General features: G+C 67.2%; 17 protein-coding genes. 6 read left to right on the forward strand and 11 right to left on the reverse strand.

Annotated elements, in window-relative coordinates; all coding sequences use genetic code 11:
- Positions 1-86: 86 nt before the first annotated feature.
- The 6 genes from GCU53_RS19375 to GCU53_RS19400 form a co-directional block, all read right to left on the reverse strand.
- Positions 87-1,742 (reverse strand): ShlB/FhaC/HecB family hemolysin secretion/activation protein, encoded by a 1,656-nt coding sequence (locus GCU53_RS19375; protein ID WP_152389056.1) that lies wholly within the window; start codon positions 1,740-1,742, stop codon positions 87-89.
- 194 nt (positions 1,743-1,936) lie between these two features.
- Positions 1,937-3,031, reverse strand: a complete 1,095-nt coding sequence (locus GCU53_RS19380) for a DUF1513 domain-containing protein (protein WP_152389057.1) — start codon at positions 3,029-3,031, stop codon at positions 1,937-1,939.
- 8 nt (positions 3,032-3,039) lie between these two features.
- Positions 3,040-4,104, reverse strand: coding sequence for an imelysin family protein (locus GCU53_RS19385; protein ID WP_152389058.1), 1,065 nt, complete (start codon positions 4,102-4,104; stop codon positions 3,040-3,042).
- Positions 4,105-4,118: 14 nt separating this feature from the next.
- A complete protein-coding gene (locus tag GCU53_RS19390) occupies positions 4,119-5,534 on the reverse strand; it encodes a di-heme oxidoreductase family protein (protein ID WP_152389059.1) in 1,416 nt (471 codons plus the stop codon).
- 57 nt (positions 5,535-5,591) lie between these two features.
- Positions 5,592-6,917, reverse strand: coding sequence for an imelysin family protein (locus GCU53_RS19395; RefSeq protein ID WP_152389060.1), 1,326 nt, complete (start codon positions 6,915-6,917; stop codon positions 5,592-5,594).
- A 120-nt stretch (positions 6,918-7,037) separates the two neighbouring features.
- Positions 7,038-9,092 (reverse strand): putative bifunctional diguanylate cyclase/phosphodiesterase, encoded by a 2,055-nt coding sequence (locus GCU53_RS19400; RefSeq protein WP_167520089.1) that lies wholly within the window; start codon positions 9,090-9,092, stop codon positions 7,038-7,040.
- On the opposite strand from GCU53_RS19400, the gene GCU53_RS25570 reads away from it, so the two are divergent.
- The gene (locus GCU53_RS25570; RefSeq protein ID WP_167520090.1) at positions 9,093-9,257 is read left to right on the forward strand and encodes a hypothetical protein; all 165 of its coding nucleotides are present in this window, start codon (positions 9,093-9,095) and stop codon (positions 9,255-9,257) included. It abuts the gene before it with no gap.
- Here GCU53_RS25570 and sodB read toward each other — a convergent pair.
- Positions 9,245-9,826, reverse strand: coding sequence for a superoxide dismutase [Fe] (sodB, locus tag GCU53_RS19405; protein ID WP_152389062.1), 582 nt, complete (start codon positions 9,824-9,826; stop codon positions 9,245-9,247). The genes GCU53_RS25570 and sodB overlap by 13 nt on opposite strands.
- Before the next feature lie 249 nt (positions 9,827-10,075).
- Between sodB and GCU53_RS19410 the strand changes: the two genes are divergently transcribed.
- The gene (locus GCU53_RS19410) at positions 10,076-10,987 is read left to right on the forward strand and encodes an ATPase (protein WP_152389063.1); all 912 of its coding nucleotides are present in this window, start codon (positions 10,076-10,078) and stop codon (positions 10,985-10,987) included.
- Between the two features lie 52 nt (positions 10,988-11,039).
- On the opposite strand, the gene GCU53_RS19415 is transcribed toward GCU53_RS19410, so the two are convergent.
- Positions 11,040-12,089: an alkene reductase gene (locus tag GCU53_RS19415; protein WP_152389064.1), complete on the reverse strand. Its 1,050-nt coding sequence runs from the start codon at positions 12,087-12,089 to the stop codon at positions 11,040-11,042.
- Positions 12,090-12,172: 83 nt separating this feature from the next.
- Positions 12,173-12,475, reverse strand: coding sequence for an ArsR/SmtB family transcription factor (locus GCU53_RS19420; RefSeq protein WP_152389065.1), 303 nt, complete (start codon positions 12,473-12,475; stop codon positions 12,173-12,175).
- Positions 12,476-12,595: 120 nt separating this feature from the next.
- Between GCU53_RS19420 and GCU53_RS19425 the strand changes: the two genes are divergently transcribed.
- Positions 12,596-13,177, forward strand: coding sequence for an acyl carrier protein phosphodiesterase (locus GCU53_RS19425; RefSeq protein ID WP_152389066.1), 582 nt, complete (start codon positions 12,596-12,598; stop codon positions 13,175-13,177).
- Positions 13,178-13,181: 4 nt separating this feature from the next.
- Here GCU53_RS19425 and GCU53_RS19430 read toward each other — a convergent pair whose 3' ends face one another.
- Positions 13,182-13,952: a lysophospholipid acyltransferase family protein gene (locus tag GCU53_RS19430; protein WP_152389067.1), complete on the reverse strand. Its 771-nt coding sequence runs from the start codon at positions 13,950-13,952 to the stop codon at positions 13,182-13,184.
- A 66-nt stretch (positions 13,953-14,018) separates the two neighbouring features.
- Positions 14,019-14,777, reverse strand: coding sequence for an L-ornithine N(alpha)-acyltransferase (olsB, locus tag GCU53_RS19435; RefSeq protein ID WP_152389068.1), 759 nt, complete (start codon positions 14,775-14,777; stop codon positions 14,019-14,021).
- Between the two features lie 273 nt (positions 14,778-15,050).
- On the opposite strand from olsB, the gene GCU53_RS19440 reads away from it, so the two are divergent.
- The 3 genes from GCU53_RS19440 (at position 15,051) to GCU53_RS19450 (ending at position 17,371) form a co-directional block, all read left to right on the forward strand.
- The gene (locus GCU53_RS19440; protein ID WP_152389069.1) at positions 15,051-15,836 is read left to right on the forward strand and encodes an oxygen-binding di-iron domain-containing protein; all 786 of its coding nucleotides are present in this window, start codon (positions 15,051-15,053) and stop codon (positions 15,834-15,836) included.
- 84 nt (positions 15,837-15,920) lie between these two features.
- Entirely contained in the window at positions 15,921-17,039 is a 1,119-nt protein-coding gene (locus GCU53_RS19445) for a serine hydrolase domain-containing protein (protein ID WP_152389070.1), read from the forward strand.
- Entirely contained in the window at positions 17,039-17,371 is a 333-nt protein-coding gene (locus GCU53_RS19450; RefSeq protein WP_152389071.1) for an amidase, read from the forward strand. Before GCU53_RS19445 ends, GCU53_RS19450 begins: the two co-directional genes overlap by 1 nt.
- Positions 17,372-17,402 lie beyond the last annotated feature (31 nt).

Raw genomic sequence — 17,402 nt, forward strand, 5'->3', positions numbered from 1 at the left:
TCCGATGGGCGTACGTACGACTGCGGACATGATCGGTGCGCTAAGGCCGTACTGCCTGCTCGGCGATGAGGCGCATGCCGCTCGGTTTAAAAATAGCGGACCAACTGAACCCAGACGCGTGGTGTGCGGTTGACATCGCTCTCGGTGCGCTCGCTGCCGAGCTTCCAGGCGGAGACGGCACTGATCCGCCAGCCATGGTCGTTCCAGTTGACACCGACCCCGGCGCCGGAAAGGCGGCGGTGGTTTTCGCCGTCGTCCCAGGTGTCCTCGTTAAGGCGTACCTCTCCGTGGTCCACGAAGGTGGAGAGCTGCCAGGTCGGGGTCAGGGCGTAGCGCAGCTCGACGTTGGCCAGCCAGCCCTGGTCGCCGGTAGCTTCGCCCTGCGGGTAGGCGCGCACGCCATAGGGGCCGCCAAGCCAGAACTTTTCCGCGGAGTCGAGGTTGCCGTCGCTGAGTTGGGCCTGCAGATGGGTGTAGAGGCTGAGGCGTTCGGTCAGACGCTGCAGGCGCAGAATGGCCGGGTTCCACTTGTTGAAGGTGCCCTGGGTGCGGGCCGTGGCCGCATCCAGTCGTTCCACGTCGCCGCTGTCGATGTTCAGGTCGCCATGGGTATAGGTCAGGGCGAAGCTGGTGACGCCGCCGCCACCCAGGCTGTCGTGGGCGTTGCCGCTGAGGGTCGCGCTCCAGTTGCGCAGGCGCTTGTCGCTGCGGCTGGAGAACAGGTCGATATCGTCCTCGAGGAACTTGTCCTCGAACTGCAGGTGGCCGTAGAGGTTGAATGCGCGGCTGCGGATCAGCGGCTGCAGCACGAAGGCCGTGGCGATGCGCGCATTGCCGTGGGCATCCAGTTCGTCGAAATCCTTGGACAGCTCGTAGTCCATGTCGGAGTAGGCCACGCCGACCTGGGTCCCGGCCGGGCCGACCGGCAGCTGATAGCTGACGCGCTGGTAGTTCTGGTCCTCGTCGGAGCGCATGCCGCGCAGGGTCAGCAGGTCGCCCAGCCCCAGCGGGCTGTTCAGGTTGAGGGTGAGGCCCAGACGATTCTGACCCATGAAGCGGTTGCCGTAGTTGTCTGCATCGATCGAACCACTCACCAGCCGGGCCGGGCGGGTCTCGACGACAAGATCCGTGGTGCCGACGCTGGTGCCGGGACGCAGGGTGGACTTGACCTCCACGCCGGGCGTGTCCTGCAGCAGCAGCAGGCTGCGCTCGAGCTCCCTGGCCTCGACCGCAGTTCCATTCTCCAGGGAGGAGAGCGGCCCCCTGAGGACACGGTCGCTGACGCGCGAGCCGTTCTGCAGACGGACCTGGCCGTAACGGCCTTCGAGCAGGGCGATCTCGACAATGCCCTGCTCGATCTCCTGCGGCGGCAGGTAGGCGCGGGCAAGCGGATAGCCGCGCTGGCGATAGTGGTTGGAGAGACGCCGTGCGGCCTGTTGCAATTCGCCGAGACCGAGGTCGCGGCCCTTCAGGTTGTCGAGCAGGGGCAGGAGCTCGCTGCTCGGAATGGCCTGGTTGCCGCTGAGGCGAAATCCCTTCACGGTCAGTTTCGGACCGCCAGGGGCTGCCTGACCGTTGCCGTTGTCCGGCAGGGTCAGGTCAAGGCGCTGGGGGGCGGGGATGGATAGTGGTACGGATTCGATGTCCTGGATCAGACGGCCTGCATCGGGAGCTATGGCCGCAAAGACGCTACAGACAGGCAGGGAGGTGCACAGGGCAAACAGAGGCCGCAGATGGCGCATCGCTTGGATTCCTTTCCAAGAAGCTCGGTCATCCGGCAGGCCTTCGGGCGAGCCGGATACAACACGCTTCAATCCTTGAGGGTTGGGTTTGCCCAGATCGGGCTCTGTAAGCTTAAAAGCTGATAGTCAAAGCTGACAGGCGGTCGATCAAAGTAAGCCGAGGCATTCGATGGTCACTTTGCCTCTCATTGGCATCAGGCCAGCCGCAGATGGTTGTCCCAGAGTCCCGCCGGCAGCTCCAGGTGGCGGATTTCGATCTGGGAGCGGCGGCAGTCGAACAGCCGGCAGCGGCTCTGCCCGGAGCTGACGACAAAACCGTCGGCGACCGCGGCGACGCCGGCGCAGTCGGCCAGTGGCACATCCAGGCGCAGCTCGGTGGTATCCAGATCCCAGACGAATACCCGGTTGCCGCGTGGCGCAGTCACGGCCAGCAGGCGCAGGTCGCTGTGGATCGCCACGCTGGCGGTGTACTGGTTCATCGCCCGGCGCTGGGCCTCGCCGAGGGGAAAGGCCTGGAAGGCCTGGCCGGGTCGCTTGATCGCCAGCAGCGGCACGGTATCCTGCGGGTCTCCCTCGTACTGCTGGCCGGTGACCACGGTGCCATCGCCGGCCACGGCCAGATGACGCACGCTGTTCATCCGCTCGGGCAGTTGCTCCCTGCCGAGCAGGACGCCGTCACGACGCATCAGCACCAGGCTCGGCTCCATGGCGTCGAGGTTCATTTTCTCGCGGCTGTCGGCTTCGGTGCGAATGCCGCCGTTGGCCACCACCAGCGTCTCGCCGTCGGGCATCCACAGCAACTGGTGCGGGCCTATGCCGTGGCTTGAATGCTCAGCCACACGCTGCAGGCGATCCGCCTGCAGGCGATAGACGCCGACCACCCCGCGGCCGGGTTCGCGGGTATCGTTCTCGGTGCTGTAGAACCACTCCCCACCGGCGTGGAACACGCCGTGTCCGTAGAAGTGCCGGTCGGCGGGAGTGGCCAGCGTCTGCAGCAGACGGCCGTCGCGAATATCGACGAGGTAGCTCTCGCGGCTCGGCCGGCGGCCGACGAACAATGCCAACGGCAGACGCGGGTGCGGCACCACGTCATGGCAGCGCTCGGTCACCCGGATAACGAAGACCTGGCTGCCGTCCAGCCGGTAGCCGACCGCATAGTGATGGCCGTCGGCGTCGTCGCGGGCGGAAAGCAGCAGCGGCTGGCGGTTGCCGGATGTCAGGCGCCAGCTACCCAGAGCGGCTGCGGCGAGCAGGGCGCCACCGCCGGTGAGCAGGGTGCGTCGCTTCATCGTCATCCTCAATCGCCGTCATGGGCGTTGAAGCCGAGCTGAATGTCGAGCGCCTTGGCGAGCTCGCGCTCGTGCAGGCGATGCAGGCGGTCGAGGCTGTCGTAGAGGGCATTCAACTGATCGCGCCCGGCCTTGTCGGCGAGCAGTTCGTCGAACGGACGCTGCAGGGCGGCAAGCTGGCCGCGGCTGTCGCCGAAGGCCTGGTCGAGGCGCCGGGCGAGTTCTGCCTGATCCTCGTCGAGCAGGCTGCGGATGCCATCCTGCTTGACGCCGAGCCACAGGCGCTCGGCCGTCGCCAGGCTGGCGGCGAGGTTCGAGAGCGTGGACTGGCTGCGCCAGGACTCGGCCTGCAGCGGCTGCGGCACGCCCTTGCTCTGCCGGCCGAGCGGGGTGCCGAGCTTCTTCTTGAGGGCGTCGAGGGCGGTGACCTCGGCGCGCAGGATCTCGGCGATGGCCTCCTTGGCATCGGCGTAACGGCTGTTGGGGAAGCGCTTCAGCTGTGCGGCCATGCCGGCATCTCCCTGCCATTGCTGGAGGATTGCCGCGGAGAGGGTCTGCTGGTGCTTGCCGATGGCGATCAGCAGCGGACAGTAGCGCTGGCGCTGGGAGGCATCGGCGAGGTCCAGGTTCTTGTCGAAGAGCAGGTATTCGTAGGCGCTGAGGCCCTTGACCACCACGCTGGCCTGGTCCAGGTCGGCCTGGGTCAGCGCCGGCTTCTGCTGCAGCAGGCTTTCGACCTGGCGGGCGACCAGGTTTTTCTTGTCCGGCCAGAACTGCACCTGCCAGCTCAGGTTGCCCTCGGCGAGCGGTCCGAACAGCAGGGGCTGCAGGGCGGCCCAACCGTTCTGGGCGGTCAGAAAGGTCTGCCGCGCCTGCTGCAGGTCCTCGTTGCCGGCGCAGAAGGACAGGGCGCTGGCCGCCAGCTGGCGGTCGGCTTCGGTCCAGGTGCTGTAGGCCGGCAGCAGCACGCCGTCGGTCAGGGCGATGCTGGTCTGCTGATCGGGCTCCTTGGGCGTACAGGCACCGAGCAGAAGGCCGGTCAGGGCAAGGAGGAGGGGGGTACTGCGGAACATGCTTCGGTTCCTTTTCAGAGGGAGTTCAGGAAGGCCAGGAGTGCCGCACGCTGGCCGGCGTCGAAGGTCAGGACCCGGTCCCGGGCCGGTTGCGCTTCGCCAGCATGCCAGAGGATCGCTTCCAGCGGATTGCGCGCCCGGCCGTCATGGAGGAGCCGGGTGTGGCCGCCGACCCGTTGCGTCAGGCCGAGTCCCCACAGCGGCGGAGTCCGCCATTCGCGGCCGCTGGCCTCGAATTCCGCACGATTGTCGGCCAGACCGTCGCCCATGTCATGCAGCAGAAGGTCGCTGTAGGGGTGGATCTTCTGGTTGGCCAGCTCCGGTTCGGCGGTATCCGCAGCGGTCACGAACGTGGGAATGTGGCAGCGCGCGCAGCCTGCGCGATGGAACAATGCCTTGCCGGCCAGCACCTGTGGGTCGTCCACGGCTCGTCGGGCCGGCACGCCCAGGTGGCGGGTGTAGAACAGCACGCGAGCGAGCAGGTGATCGTCGACCTCCGGTCTCCCTCCGTCGGCGCTGGTCAGGCAGGCGGTCTGGGCCGGAGTGCAGCTGCTGCCGGACAGCAGGCGGGTGGAAAGGCCCAGGTCGTTGAAGAAGGCGTCGGCGTTCTGCTGGTTGAGGTTCGGTTGTCCGGCCTTCCAGCCGAAGCGGCCGAGGGCGGTGCTCTGGGTGGTGTGGTCGCGGACCCGGTTGGGGCGACCGGAGATGCCATCGCCATCGGCGTCGTCGGGATCGGCCTTGGCAAGAATGGCGGCTTCGGGAATCGCCTCCAGCAGGCCGAGGCCGATCATCGGCGGAGCGATGCGCAGGGAAAAGCGCGTGTCGGGATGCAGCGCGCCGTAGCCCAGGCGGTCGAGCTGCAGTCGGGGCCGGCGCAGTTCCACTTGGAAACCGTCGGCGAAGCGCAGGCTGTGGGGCTCATACCTCAGGCGTACCCGGGCCTCCGGGGGCACGCCGGGCACCGCCATGTCCTGCAGCTGGTTGCCGTAGACCGGTTCGGGAACCACGCCGAGACGTTCGGCGAGGTGCGCGGTCTCCGGTGTCGCCGGGATCGACAGGCGCACCAGCAGGGACACGGCATTGTCCGCCTGCGCCTCCGGCGGGTGGCCGCGGCCGTCGCGGATGTGGCAGTTCTGGCAGGCGTTGGTATTGAACAGCGGACCTAGCCCGTCGCGTGCGGTGGTGCTGGAGGGGGCGCTGACCCAGGGCTTGCGGAAGAAGCTGTTGCCGACGGCGAAGTCCATGCGCTGCGCAGACGTCAGGTTGGCCGAGGGCTGGGCGAAGGCGTCCCGGTCGCTGCGCTGGACGGTGGCACCGCCGGCCGACAGGGCTTCGCCGGGCTCGGCCCGGCTGAAGTCCGGCGACTGTCCGTCGCAGGCGCCGAGGCCGAGCACCAGCAGCAGGGTAAGACGATGAAGCGGTGACGGCATCGACGGCGTTCCAGGCGAGGGCGCGGTGATGTCCCGCGCCCGGCGTGCGGCGGAGGGTCAGAAGTTGTGGTCGGCGCTGTCCGGACTCAGGTCGCCGATGCCCAGCCGGGCCGCAGCCTGCTCGATGGAGGCGGTCTGCTTGACCAGCGCGGCGATGGCGTCGCGCACCAATTGCTGCCCGGCGGCATTGTCGGCGGCGATCAGCTGATCGAAGTGCCGGCCCTTGGCGGCGCTGTCGACCAGGGCCTGCAGACGCGCCTCGCTGGCCTCGAGATCGGCCTTGAGAGTGGCGTCGGCCCGGGCGTCGGCCTTGGCGACCAGCGACGACAGGCTCGGACCGCTCAGCAGGCTGCCGTCGAGCCTGCGGTATTCGCCCAGGTAGACATTGCGGATGCCCTTGCCGTTGTAGAAGTGCGCGTTGTGGGTGTTGTCGCTGAAGCAGTCCTGCTCGTCCTCGGTGGAGTTGGCTTCCAGCGGCACCTTCATGCGCTCGCCGGCCAATTCGCCGAGGGACAGGCTGCCCATGCCGAAGAGCATCTTGCGCAGGCCGTTGGCGGCCGATTCCTGTTCAAGGCTGGCGCGGTAGTTGTCGGCCGCCTGGGGCTGCCACTGGCCGACCATGTACGCCAGATCGCTGACCAGCAGGTCGGTGACCGCCTTGAGGTAGGCGCGGCGGCGCTCGCAGTGGCCGCCGCTGCAGCCCTCGCCGGCCAGGTAGTCGCTGGCCGGGCGCTGGCCGGCACCGGGAGCGGTGCCGTTCAGATCCTGGCCCCAGAGCAGGAACTCGATGGCGTGGTAACCGGTGGCCACGTTGGCTTCCGAGCCGGCCAGTTCGTTGAGGCTGGCCAGGGTTTCACCGCTGATCTCGGTGACGTCGACCTTCTCCTCGCCCACCTGGATCTCGGTGTTGGCGACGATGTTGGCGGTGGCGCCGGGATTGCCGAGGGCGTGCTGGTAGTCGGCGGCGACATAGTCGATCAGCCCCTCGTCCAGCGGCCAGGCGTTGAGCTGGCCCTCCCATTCGTCCACCACCGGGTTGCCGAAGCGGAACACCTCGCTCTGCATGTAGGGGACGCGTGCGGCAATCCAAGCTTCGCGGGCTGCCTGCAGGGTGTCGGTGTCCGGCTTGGCGAGCAGGGCGTCGACCGCCTGCTGCAGGGCCTTGGCGCTGCTCAGGGCGTCGCTGTACACGGCCAGTGCCAGATCGGCGTAATGCGTCACCACTGCCCTGGCAGCAGCCTCGTCGGTCTGCGCTGTGGCGGCGGGAGCAATGGCTGCCGGGGCGACGGTCTGGCTGGACGCTGGTTCCTTTTTGTCATCGCAGCCGGCGAGCGAGATGGCGACGGCGAGCAGGCTGGCGGTAGCCAGGGGAATGCGGGGCATGCTGAAAGTCCTTGCGGCAGTGTCGGCGGGGCGCAATGCGCGGTTGCGGTTATAATGCGAAGGATTTGCATTTTTGAAAAGCGAACCGAGGTCGATCGCCGCTGTTCTGGCCGCCGGGAGTCAGCTGACGGGAGCCTGGCGCAGCTGTGCCTGGCGGATGAAGGCGGCCAGCTCCACCGCTGGCAGTGGCTTGCTGTACAGGTAGCCCTGCCCCTCGTGGCAGTCCTGGCTCACCAGGTAGGCCTCCTGCGCAGCGGTTTCCACGCCTTCGGCGGTCACCTGCTTGCCCAGGTTGCGGGCCAGTTGGATGATGGTGCGGATGATGGTGCCGGCATCGTGGTCGTCGTCGTTGAGCAGGTCCAGGACGAAGCTCTTGTCGATCTTGATCTTGTCCAGAGGAAGGCTCTTCAGGTAGCTCAGCGAGGAGTAGCCGGTGCCGAAGTCGTCGATGGCGATCCGTGCGCCGCAGCGGCGCAGGCTGCGCAGATGCCGGGCGGCGACCTGGATGTCCTCCATCAGGCTGGTTTCGGTGACCTCCAGCTCCAGGCTGCCGGCAGGCAGCCGGTAGGTGCGCAGCAGCCGATCGATCAGGCGCGGCAGACCATCGTGGCGCAGTTGCACGGCGGACAGGTTGACCGCCATGTGCAGTTCGCTGAAACCCTGGTCATGCCATTCCCGCAACTGCCGGCAGGCCTGCTCGAGAACCCATTCGCCGATGGGGATGATGCTGCCGCTGTGTTCGGCCAGCAGCACGAACTGGTCCGGCGGCACCAGGCCGTGGCGCGGATGGCGCCAGCGCAGCAGGGCTTCGACGCCTTCCACCCGCTGGCTCCGGTAGTTCAGTTGCGGCTGGTAGAGCAGTTGCAGCTCGCCGCGCGCCAGGGCCTCGCGCAGGTCCTTCTCCAGTTCGCGCCGATAGCGCATCTCCCGGTCGACGCTGGCGATGTAGAACTGATAGCGGCTGTGCGAGCGCTTGGCCAGGGTCATGGTTTGCTCGGCCTTCTGCAGCAGCTTCTCGGGAGAGCGGCCGTCCTCGGGGTAGAGGGTGATGCCGATGCTGGCATGCAGGTGGACGTCCTGCTGCTCCAGACGAAAGGGGACCTCCAGGTCGTCGAGAATGCCCTGAGCCAGCTCGGCGGCCATGTAGGGCTCGTCGATATCGGCGCGGACCAGCACGAAGCGGTCGCCGCCCAGGCGCGCCAGGGCTCCGGGGGCGGTATCGTGGCTGCGCAGGCGGTCGGCCAGGGCCAGCAGCAGCTCGTCGCCGAACCGGTAGCAGAATTGCTCGTTGATCGACTTGAAATCGTCCAGTCCCACGCAGAGCACGGCGACTCGCCGCTGGTGGCGTCGCGCATCCAGCAGGACCTGGCCGAGCAGGCGCAGCAGATGCTGGCGGTTGGGCAGGCCGGTGAGGACGTCGTAGTAGGCCATGCGCTGCAGGCTGTACTCCGCCTCGTGGCGCAGGCGCGTGTTGCGCTCGATGGAGGCGAGCAACTGGTTGGCGGTGCGGATCCACAGGCCCAGCTCGTTCCTCTCGTTGCCCTCCAGCATGGGCAGTTGCCGGGCGCCGGGATATTCCGGGTCGATCTGCGCCAGATTGGCGATGATCCTGTCCAGCGGTTTGCTCAGCAGCCGTTGATAGATCAGGTAGAGCAGCATCGCCAGCAAGACGGCGTGCAGCAGGCCGGAGAGGAGAATGAGCTGCGCGCGGATCAGGAAGTCATGGCCGTAGGTGGCGGTGTCCAGGCTGATGTGCAGGTCGCCATGGCGTGCGTTGTCCGGGGGAAGGTCGAACAGCGGAGTGCCGAACTGCTGCTCGCGTCCGAGCAGTGCATCGGTCAGGACCCGGGAGGGGGAGGCCTGCAACTCGCGGGAGCGCTCGGCGAGGGGGATGCCGGAGGCCGGGGCGATGCTGGCCGAAGTGATGGCTTCATGCTGCAGCAGGCCCTCGATGACCTGCTGGCCCGTGTCCCGGTCCAGGCTGTGGAGCGCCTGGGACGAGGGGGCACGGAACATGGCGAGGATCCGTTGGGCCTCGAGATCGATCTGCTGGTGAGTCTTCTGCAGTTCGAAGGCGATCTGGACACAACTGAACAGCAGTCCGAGCAGAAGGGCACAGAGTAGTACCACACGTAGCAGTTTGAGGGACAGGCTGTTGCGCGGAGCCGGCTTCACATGGGTGTCCTGGTGGAATACCGCCTCGGTCAAGTATTGGCGCGCCTGGAGAAGACGTCAAAAACTGGTTATTTTGCAGTGCGGGATGGCTTTTTCGCCGCCAGAAACGAGAAAACCCGACCGGAGTCGGGTTTTCTGCGGCAAGCAGGGGATCAGGCGGCGTAGTTGGCGGCCACGAAGTCCCAGTTCACCAGGTTCCAGAACGCTTCGACGTACTTCGGACGCAGGTTGCGGTAGTCGATGTAGTAGGCGTGTTCCCAGACGTCGCAGGTCAGCAGCGGAGTGTCGCCGGAGGTCAGCGGGTTGCCAGCGCCGATGGTGCTGGCCAGGGCCAGGGAGCCGTCGGCCTTCTTCACCAGCCAGGCCCAGCCGGAGCCGAAGGTGCCGATGGCGACCTTGGTGAACTCTTCCTTGAACTTGTCGAAGGAGCCGAAGGCGGCGTTGATGGCGTCGGCCAGGGCACCGGTCGGCTGACCGCCACCCTGGGGCTTCATGCAGTTCCAGTAGAAGGTGTGGTTCCACACCTGGGCTGCGTTGTTGAAGATGCCGCCGGAGGAAGTCTTGACGATCTCTTCCAGGCTCTTGCCTTCGAACTCGGTACCCGGAATCAGGTTGTTCAGGTTCACCACGTAGGCGTTGTGATGCTTGCCGTGATGGTATTCCAGAGTCTCGGCGGAAATGTGCGGCTCGAGGGCGTTTTTCTCGTAGGGCAGCGGCGGCAGTTCAAAAGCCATGATCAACTCTCCATCTTCATCAGATCGTGGGGCGCGCGACATGGGCGCGACCGGTTCGGGTGCTGCTTGGAGCGGGGCGCAAGGCGCCGCAGGTCACGGATCATAGCACCGGGGTTGCGACATATCCACGCAGCATGCGTGTGGGAAAGCCCATGCTAGAGCCTCGTTGTCGAAGGGGATGAGAGCCCGGCCACAGGCCCGAATCGCTATACTGCAGATCCTGTTGGCAGCGCCTTTGCGAAGATTCCCATGCGCAACGATTCCTTCGATGAAGTGGAGCATATTCCCAGCCTGCGAACGGAAATTCGCGATCCGGCCCTGCGCCATGCCGTGATCGAGGAGAAGCGGCCGGCGCGGCGGGCCGGCAATGGTTTCCTGTGGACGCTGATCGGCGCGCTGAGCCTCTCCCTGGCCGGACTCGGCTGGTGGAGCCAGCAGCGCCTCGCGCTGATGGAGCAGCAACTGGTGGCGACCCAGGAGAGTTTCGCGCGGATCAGCGAGGATGCAGCACTGCGCATCCAGAACATCAGCGGCAAGGTAGTGGCCGCCGAATCCAGCGTGACCTCCGGCAGCGAAGCCCTCAAATTGCAGATCCGCCAGCTGGAGAGCCGCCTGGCCGAGCAGGACAGGCGCCAGCAGGCGCTGCAGGCCCGTCAGGAGGAGCAGGATCTGCGCCTCGGGCAACTGGCCGGTGACCTGCAGAAGCAGCAGGAGGTGGCCATGGAGCTGGTGGCCCGGCTGGACGGCAGGCTGCGCCAGACCGACGAGCGGCTGCAGGTACTCGCCGGCGAACAGGCGACGCTGAAGAGCCTGCAGGTCGAGCAGGAGCAGCGGTTGACCGAGCGACTGAGCGGTCTCGACGGGACGGTGGCGGCGCTGAAGGAGCAGCAGGCCGGGCAGGAGCAGCAACTGGCTACACGCTTGAATGGCTTGGACGGGCAAATGACGGTGCTGAAGAAGCGCGCCGACCCGGCCCCGGCCATCAGCCGTCTCGAGCAGGAGCTCTTGGTACTGCGCAGCGAGCTGGACAACCGGCCGACCCCACGCAGCGGCGTGGCCGACACTGCCGAGTTCGATGCCTTCCGCGCGCAGACCACGCGCAGCTTCACCACCCTGCAGAGCCAGATGCGCAGCCTGCAGCAGCAGTTGAACAGGCGCTGAGACGGAGCCGGCCCCGGCACGGCCGGCGCGGGGGGCCGGATCCGATGGCGGACTACAGGGTCGGGTAGTCCAGGTAGCCCTGCGGGCCCGAGCTGTAGAAGGTTTCCGGATGCGGCTCGTTGAGCGGTGCATCGGCTGCCAGGCGCGCCGGCAGGTCGGGGTTGGCGATGAAGGGGACGCCGAAGGCCACGGCATCGGCCTTGCCTTCGGCCAGCCAGCGGTTGGCCTGTTCCCTGGTGAAGCGCTCGTTGGCGATCACCACACCGCCGAAGGCCTGCTTGAGCTGTGGCGTCAGGCTGTCGGCGTCTTCCTTCTCGCGGGTGCAGATGAAGGCGATGCCGCGCTTGCCCAGCTCGCGGGCCACGTAGCCGAAGGTTTCGGCACGGTTGGCGTCGCCCATGTCGTGCAGGTCGGCGCGCGGCGCCAGATGCACGCCGACCCGGCCAACTCCCCATACCGAGATCGCCGCGTCGGTCACCTCCAGCAGCAGGCGGGCGCGGTTCTCCAGACTACCGCCATAGCGGTCGCTGCGCCGGTTGGTGCTGTCCTGGAGGAACTGGTCAAGCAGGTAGCCGTTGGCCGCGTGGATCTCCACGCCGTCGAAGCCGGCTGCCCTGGCGTTCTCGGCGCCCTTGCGGTAGGCCTCGACGATGCCGGGGATCTCGTCGGTTTCCAGGGCGCGCGGGGTTTCGAAGCCCTTCATCGGGCGGACCAGACTGACATGACCCTTGGGCTGGATGGCGCTCGGCGCCACCGGCAGTTCGCCGTTCAGGTAGAGCGGATCGGAGATCCGGCCCACGTGCCAGAGCTGCAGGACAATGCGCCCGCCGGCAGCGTGCACCGCCTGGGTGACGTTCCTCCAGCCGGCGATCTGCTCTTGCGACCAGATGCCGGGCGTGTCGGGATAGCCGACACCCATCGGACAGACCGAGGTGGCTTCACTGATGATCAGGCCGGCGCTGGCGCGCTGCACGTAGTACTCGGCCATCAGCGCGCCGGGCACGCGGCCGGGTTCGGCGCGGCAGCGGGTCAGCGGGGCCATGACGATGCGGTTGGGCAGTTGCAGGTCGCCGATCTTGATGGGATCGAAGAGTGTGCTCATGGATGGTTCTCTCTGTGGGTCGATCGGAGGGGCAGGGCTGTCAGCCAGGGGCTGTACTGCCGGCGAAAAGGGGCCGCCGCGCCTTACAGCGCGTCGTGCAGCTGCTCGAGGAAGGCCTGGATGGCCGCCTCGTTGCGCCTGAAGAAGCACCACGGGCCGACCTTGCGCACGCTGACCAGGCCGGCGCGCTGCAGGGTTGCCAGGTGGGCCGAAACGGTGGACTGCGACAGCCCGGTGCGCTGGTCGATCTGGCCGGCGCAGACGCCGAACTCCAGAGAGTGTTCCTGATGGGGGAAGTAGCGTTCGGGCTCCTTCAGCCAGTGCAGGATCTGCCGGCGCACGGGGTGGGCAAGGGCCTTGTAGACCTCGTCGAAAGCATCGGACATGGGGCGAGCCTGCCTGGCTGAATCGTGTTGGTTCGAACCCTATATCGGTGTATCGCGATATATCAATACTGGCGTCCGGCTGTCTTTGTAGCAATCGGCGATCGGAATTAGAGTGTCGCCATGAACTATCTTGCCCATCTCCATCTGGGCGGCCCGCAGCCGGCCGACCTGCTCGGCAGTCTCTACGGCGATTTCGTCAAGGGTCCCCTGCAGGGGCGCTGGCCGGCGGATATCGAGGCCGCCATCCGCCTGCACCGGCGCATCGATGCCTTCACCGACAGCCATCCCATCGTGTGCCAGGCCCGGATGCGCTTTCCCGAGGCGCGGCGTCGCTATGCCGGCATTCTCCTGGACCTGTTCTTCGACCATTGCCTGGCCCGGTGCTGGGCGGATTATGCGCAAGAGCCGCTCCCGGTATTCACTGCGCGGGTCTACGCGCTGCTCGCCGGCGAGGCGCAACTGCCCGGCCGGCTGGCCGAGCTGGTGCCGCGCATGGCGCAGCAGGACTGGCTGGGCAGCTATCGCGACTTCACCGTGCTGGAGCGGGTGCTGCTGGGGATGCAGCGGCGCCTGTCCCGCCCCGAGGGGCTGGATGGCGCCCTGGACGAGCTGGAACGGCTCTACGAGCCGTTGAGCGATAATTTCCATGCCTTTTATCCGCAACTACAGGATTTTGCCCGCAGGCACAGGGGCGAGCCCTGAGCCTTCAGGCGGCAACCGGCAGGGCCGCGGTGCTGCCGAACAGGCATTGGGCAATCGCCGTGTGCGCCTGGCGGCTCAGTTCGGTGCGGCTGAGGCCCTGGCTGTCCAGCGGCGGCAGCAGGTGGATCTCCACCTCGCTGCGTTCGCTGCGCAGCAGGCGCAGCAAATGCGAAACCAGATCGTCGTCGCCGATGAAGGGCGCGACCGGATCGATTGCGCCGTCGCGCAGATAGCGGATCGCCACTGGCTGCACCGGTACCTGCGCTTCCAGCGCGCTGGCCAGCAGGCGGCTGTGGAAGGTGCGCAGGCCGTGTCCATCGGTGGTGGTGCCCTCGGGGAAGATCAGCAGGTCGTGGCCGTGCTGCAGGTGGCGTAGCAACTGGCTCCTGACCAGGCCGCTGTCGCCCGCGCCGCGGCGGATGAACAGCGTGCCGGCCTTGTGCGTCAGCCAGCCGGCCAGCGGCCAGCTGCGCACCTCGGCCTTGGATAGAAACGACAGCGGGACGAGCCCGCCGAGCAGGGGGATGTCGGTCCAGGAGACATGATTGCCGACCCACAGCATGGGGCGGTCCGGCACCTTGCCGTGCAGGCTCAGGCGAAAGGGCAGGGCGGCGGCCAGTTGGGCGAGAAAGCGACGGGTCAAACGTTGGCGCAGGGCCATCATGTCGTCGCGCCGGAGGCGCTCCAGCAGGGTAACCCAGCCGGCCATGGCCAGGCCGAAAAGGAGCACCGCCAATAGGCGGAAAAGGCGTATATGGAAGCGGAATTTCTTCATGGGCTCTCGCAGGGCAAGACCACGACGGGAAGGACGCCGGCAAGGGCGTCCTGCCCGCCAGGGAAATCAGACGGCAGCCTTGAAATGGCGGGCGTAGCGCGGGCACAGCTCGTCGCGCTTGAGCAGGATGAACACGTCGGCCACCTGGAAGTCCGGGTCCCAGCAAGGCTCGCCGCAGACCTTGGCGCCCAGGCGCATGTAGGCCTTGAGCAACGGCGGCAGTTCGGCGGTGACGTTGCCGGGCAGCTCCAGGTGCGGCAACGGGGTCCTGGGCTCGGCGCGCAGCTGCTCGGTGCACAGGTGGCGTTCGCGCAGGCGCTGCATGACTGCCTGGGCCTGGATGCCGCCGTCCTTCATGGGGATGCTGGCGCAGCCCATCAGATAGCGGTAGCCGCCCTCGTTGAGCACCTCGGCCAGTTCGCTCCAGAGCACGGCGATGGTGGCGCCACTGCGATAGCCGGGAGCGACGCAGGTGCGGCCGATTTCCAGCAGCGGTCCCTGCAGGCGGGCCAGGCCGTGCAGGCGGAACTCCTCTTCGCTGTAGAAGCGTCCGAGGTCGGCGGCAGCCTGGTGGTCGAGCAGCCGGGTGGTGGCGACCAGCTCGCCGCTGCCAAGATCGCGCACGCCGATGTGGCTGCAGTGCGGGTCGTAGTCGTCCATGTCCAGCCCCAGTTCGGCTCCTTTGAGCTTGGCGCCGAATTCCGTGCTGAACACGCGAAAGCGCAGGGCCTGGGCCTCGCGCAGCGCGTGCGTGCCGAGCAGGCGCTCGGCGCGCAGATGACGTTCTGGGGTCTTGCGTTCGGAGGTAATGGCACCGTGGGTCATAGGGGGGTCTCCGTGAGCCGCCTGATGCGCCTTCGGCAGGACTGGCGCAAGGCGCGCGTCCCTGCCCGGCTGCTGTCGTTGTAGGGTCGGATCGACTTGGTCGGGTACGCTCAAGCTAGGCGGGGGCGGTGTCACGTCCGTGACGTTTGGGTGATCCTTGCGTGACAGGCCGCTCAGTGGGGAAATGGCGGCGGGAGAGCGGTTGATTTGCGTCACTAAGCCGGCGAGTGTTGCGGAGTATTTTGGCGGGCCTCTGCATCCGGCGAGGTTTTCATGCGACGCGAACCCCATGTGCTGTTCGACAACGGCACTCATCAATGCCTGCTTTTCGATGATCTGGTCAGGGGCGAGGGCGTACAGACCAACCAGTTCCTGATCACCGACCACGGCCAGTACCTGCTGCTCGATCCGGGCGGCGATCTGACCTACACACCGCTGTCGCTGGAGCTGTCGAAGCGCATCTCGCTGCAGGAGCTGACCTACATCTTCGCCTCGCACCAGGACCCGGACATCATCTCCTCGCTGGGCAAGTGGCTTTTGCACACCAAGGCCAAGGTGCTCTGCTCGAAGCTGTGGGCGCGCTTCCTGCCGCACCTGACCGCCAACTATCTGGCCATGAGCCATGGCATCTCCACCTACGACCGGATCATCGCCCTGCCGGACCGTGGCGACTCGATTGCTCTTGGTCGCTGCCAGCTGAAGGCGGTGCCGGCGCACTTCCTGCACTCGGTGGGCAACTTCCAGCTGTACGACCCGGTGAGCCGGATCCTCTTCTCCGGCGACATGGGCGCCTCGCTGGTGGACGACGCCATGCCGGTGCGCGATTTCGCCAGTCATATCCCGCACATGGATGCCTTTCATCGCCGTTACATGGCCAGCAACAAGGTCTGCCGACTGTGGGCGGGCATGGTGCGCAACATGAAGGTGGATATGATCGTGCCGCAGCACGGCCGCCCCTTCGTCGGCAAGGAAATGATCGACGCCTTCCTCAACTGGATCGAGCATCTGGAGTGCGGCATCGATCTTCTCGGGCCGGACGACTACCAACTGCCGAAATAGGCCGTTCACCCCCGGCCGGGCCGTGTCCATTTCGTCATCCGGCCCGTGCTAGGCTTCGCGCTCTGCCCGTCGCGAGGTCGATGCATGTCCGCCATTGGGTTTTCCGTCCGCTTCCTGGTCGCTGGCCTGGCGGCCGCCGTGCTCGCTGCCGGCCGGGCCGTCGCCGAGGACTGGCCGGGTGCCGACTGGGCCCGTCAGCCCGTCGCCCGGGGGCCGGCGCTCGAGGCCTTCGAGGCCTATGCCTTTCCGCCGCGGGACGAGGTCGAGCGCCGCGGCGTGCGCAGCGACGCGGTGGTGGTGATTCGTGACGGTGTGCTGGTCTACGAGCACTATGCCGCTCCGACCACCGCGAACACGCCGCATCTGGTCTGGTCGGTGAGCAAGAGCCTGCTCGCCTGTCTGCTCGGCGTGGCCTACGGCGAGGGCCGCTTCCGGCTCGACGATCCGGCGCTGCAGTACTATCCGCCGCTCGCCGGCCATCCCGACCTGCGCATGCGCCACCTGCTCAACTGGACCTCCGGCCTGGCCTGGGAGGAGGACTACGAGTACTCGCCGCTGAAGTCCTCGGTTATCGCCATGCTCTACACCCGTGGCCATAACGATATGGCCCGTTTCGTCGCTCGGCATCAGGCAGATGCCGGGCCCGGCACGCGCTTCAGCTATTCGAGCGGCGACAGCGTGCTGCTCGCGGCGGCGCTGAAGGGCATGCTCCCGGCCGAGCGCCATGCGGACTACCCCTGGCGGGCACTGTTCGAGCCGCTCGGCATCACCTCGGCGGTCTGGGAACGGGACGCGACCGGCACCTTCATCGGTGCCTCCTACGCCTACCTGAGTGCCCGCGACCTGGCCCGGGTCGGCCTGCTGATGCTGCGCGACGGCCGCTGGGGCGAGCGCCGGCTGCTGCCGGCGGATTGGGTCGCCTTCAACCGCGCGCCGGTGCCCGGCTACCAGCCGCGTGGGGAAGGATTGGTGCCGGGCGGGCACTGGTGGCTGAACCTGCCGCTGGCGAGAGCGTCGCGGCCCTGGCCGAACGCGCCGGCGGACACCTTCGCCGCGCTGGGCCACTGGGGCCAGGCGCTCTACGTGCTGCCGGCGGAGAAGCTGGTGATCGTCCGCTTCGCCGACGATCGCGATTCGAGCTATCGACACAACGATTTCCTGCGTTTGGTCCGCGCGGCCTTCGCCGTCGGGGAGGCTCCCTGATGCGCCGCCGTCTCGTCCTGCTGCTGGGCTCAACCGCGCTGCTGGTGGTCGCCGTGGGCTGGCCGAACCGTGCGCACCTGGCCGCCTTCCCCGACATCATCGGCGCCTATAGCGCCAAGGAGTACTGCTCCTGCCGCTACGTGAGCGGCAACCCGGCGGATTATTGTCAGGTCTATATCCAGCAATACATTCCGATCGACCTGCTGCACGACGAGCCGGCCACTCGGACGGTGACCGCCCGCGGCCTGGGGCGTACCCACAGCGCCAGCTGGCTCGGCCCGCGCGAGGGCTGCCGCCTGCTGGCTGAGGGGGAGAACCCACCCATGCCCTGAGCATGGCCCGTGCGTCAGGTCGCGCCGGCAC

The organism is Azotobacter salinestris (assembly GCF_009363155.1).
Lineage (GTDB): Bacteria > Pseudomonadota > Gammaproteobacteria > Pseudomonadales > Pseudomonadaceae > Azotobacter > Azotobacter salinestris.

Excerpts from the sequence above, each read along its gene's own strand:
- GCU53_RS19375 (WP_152389056.1), bottom strand. The coding sequence starts at position 1,742 with ATGCGCCATCTGCGGCCTCTGTTTGCCCTGTGCACCTCCCTGCCTGTC.
- GCU53_RS19380 (WP_152389057.1), bottom strand. The coding sequence starts at position 3,031 with ATGAAGCGACGCACCCTGCTCACCGGCGGTGGCGCCCTGCTCGCCGCA.
- GCU53_RS19385 (WP_152389058.1), bottom strand. The coding sequence starts at position 4,104 with ATGTTCCGCAGTACCCCCCTCCTCCTTGCCCTGACCGGCCTTCTGCTC.
- GCU53_RS19390 (WP_152389059.1), bottom strand. The coding sequence starts at position 5,534 with ATGCCGTCACCGCTTCATCGTCTTACCCTGCTGCTGGTGCTCGGCCTC.
- GCU53_RS19395 (WP_152389060.1), bottom strand. The coding sequence starts at position 6,917 with ATGCCCCGCATTCCCCTGGCTACCGCCAGCCTGCTCGCCGTCGCCATC.
- GCU53_RS25570 (WP_167520090.1), top strand. The coding sequence starts at position 9,093 with ATGGGTGTCCTGGTGGAATACCGCCTCGGTCAAGTATTGGCGCGCCTG.
- sodB (WP_152389062.1), bottom strand. The coding sequence starts at position 9,826 with ATGGCTTTTGAACTGCCGCCGCTGCCCTACGAGAAAAACGCCCTCGAG.
- GCU53_RS19410 (WP_152389063.1), top strand. The coding sequence starts at position 10,076 with ATGCGCAACGATTCCTTCGATGAAGTGGAGCATATTCCCAGCCTGCGA.
- GCU53_RS19415 (WP_152389064.1), bottom strand. The coding sequence starts at position 12,089 with ATGAGCACACTCTTCGATCCCATCAAGATCGGCGACCTGCAACTGCCC.
- GCU53_RS19420 (WP_152389065.1), bottom strand. The coding sequence starts at position 12,475 with ATGTCCGATGCTTTCGACGAGGTCTACAAGGCCCTTGCCCACCCCGTG.
- GCU53_RS19425 (WP_152389066.1), top strand. The coding sequence starts at position 12,596 with ATGAACTATCTTGCCCATCTCCATCTGGGCGGCCCGCAGCCGGCCGAC.
- GCU53_RS19430 (WP_152389067.1), bottom strand. The coding sequence starts at position 13,952 with ATGAAGAAATTCCGCTTCCATATACGCCTTTTCCGCCTATTGGCGGTG.
- olsB (WP_152389068.1), bottom strand. The coding sequence starts at position 14,777 with ATGACCCACGGTGCCATTACCTCCGAACGCAAGACCCCAGAACGTCAT.
- GCU53_RS19440 (WP_152389069.1), top strand. The coding sequence starts at position 15,051 with ATGCGACGCGAACCCCATGTGCTGTTCGACAACGGCACTCATCAATGC.
- GCU53_RS19445 (WP_152389070.1), top strand. The coding sequence starts at position 15,921 with ATGTCCGCCATTGGGTTTTCCGTCCGCTTCCTGGTCGCTGGCCTGGCG.
- GCU53_RS19450 (WP_152389071.1), top strand. The coding sequence starts at position 17,039 with ATGCGCCGCCGTCTCGTCCTGCTGCTGGGCTCAACCGCGCTGCTGGTG.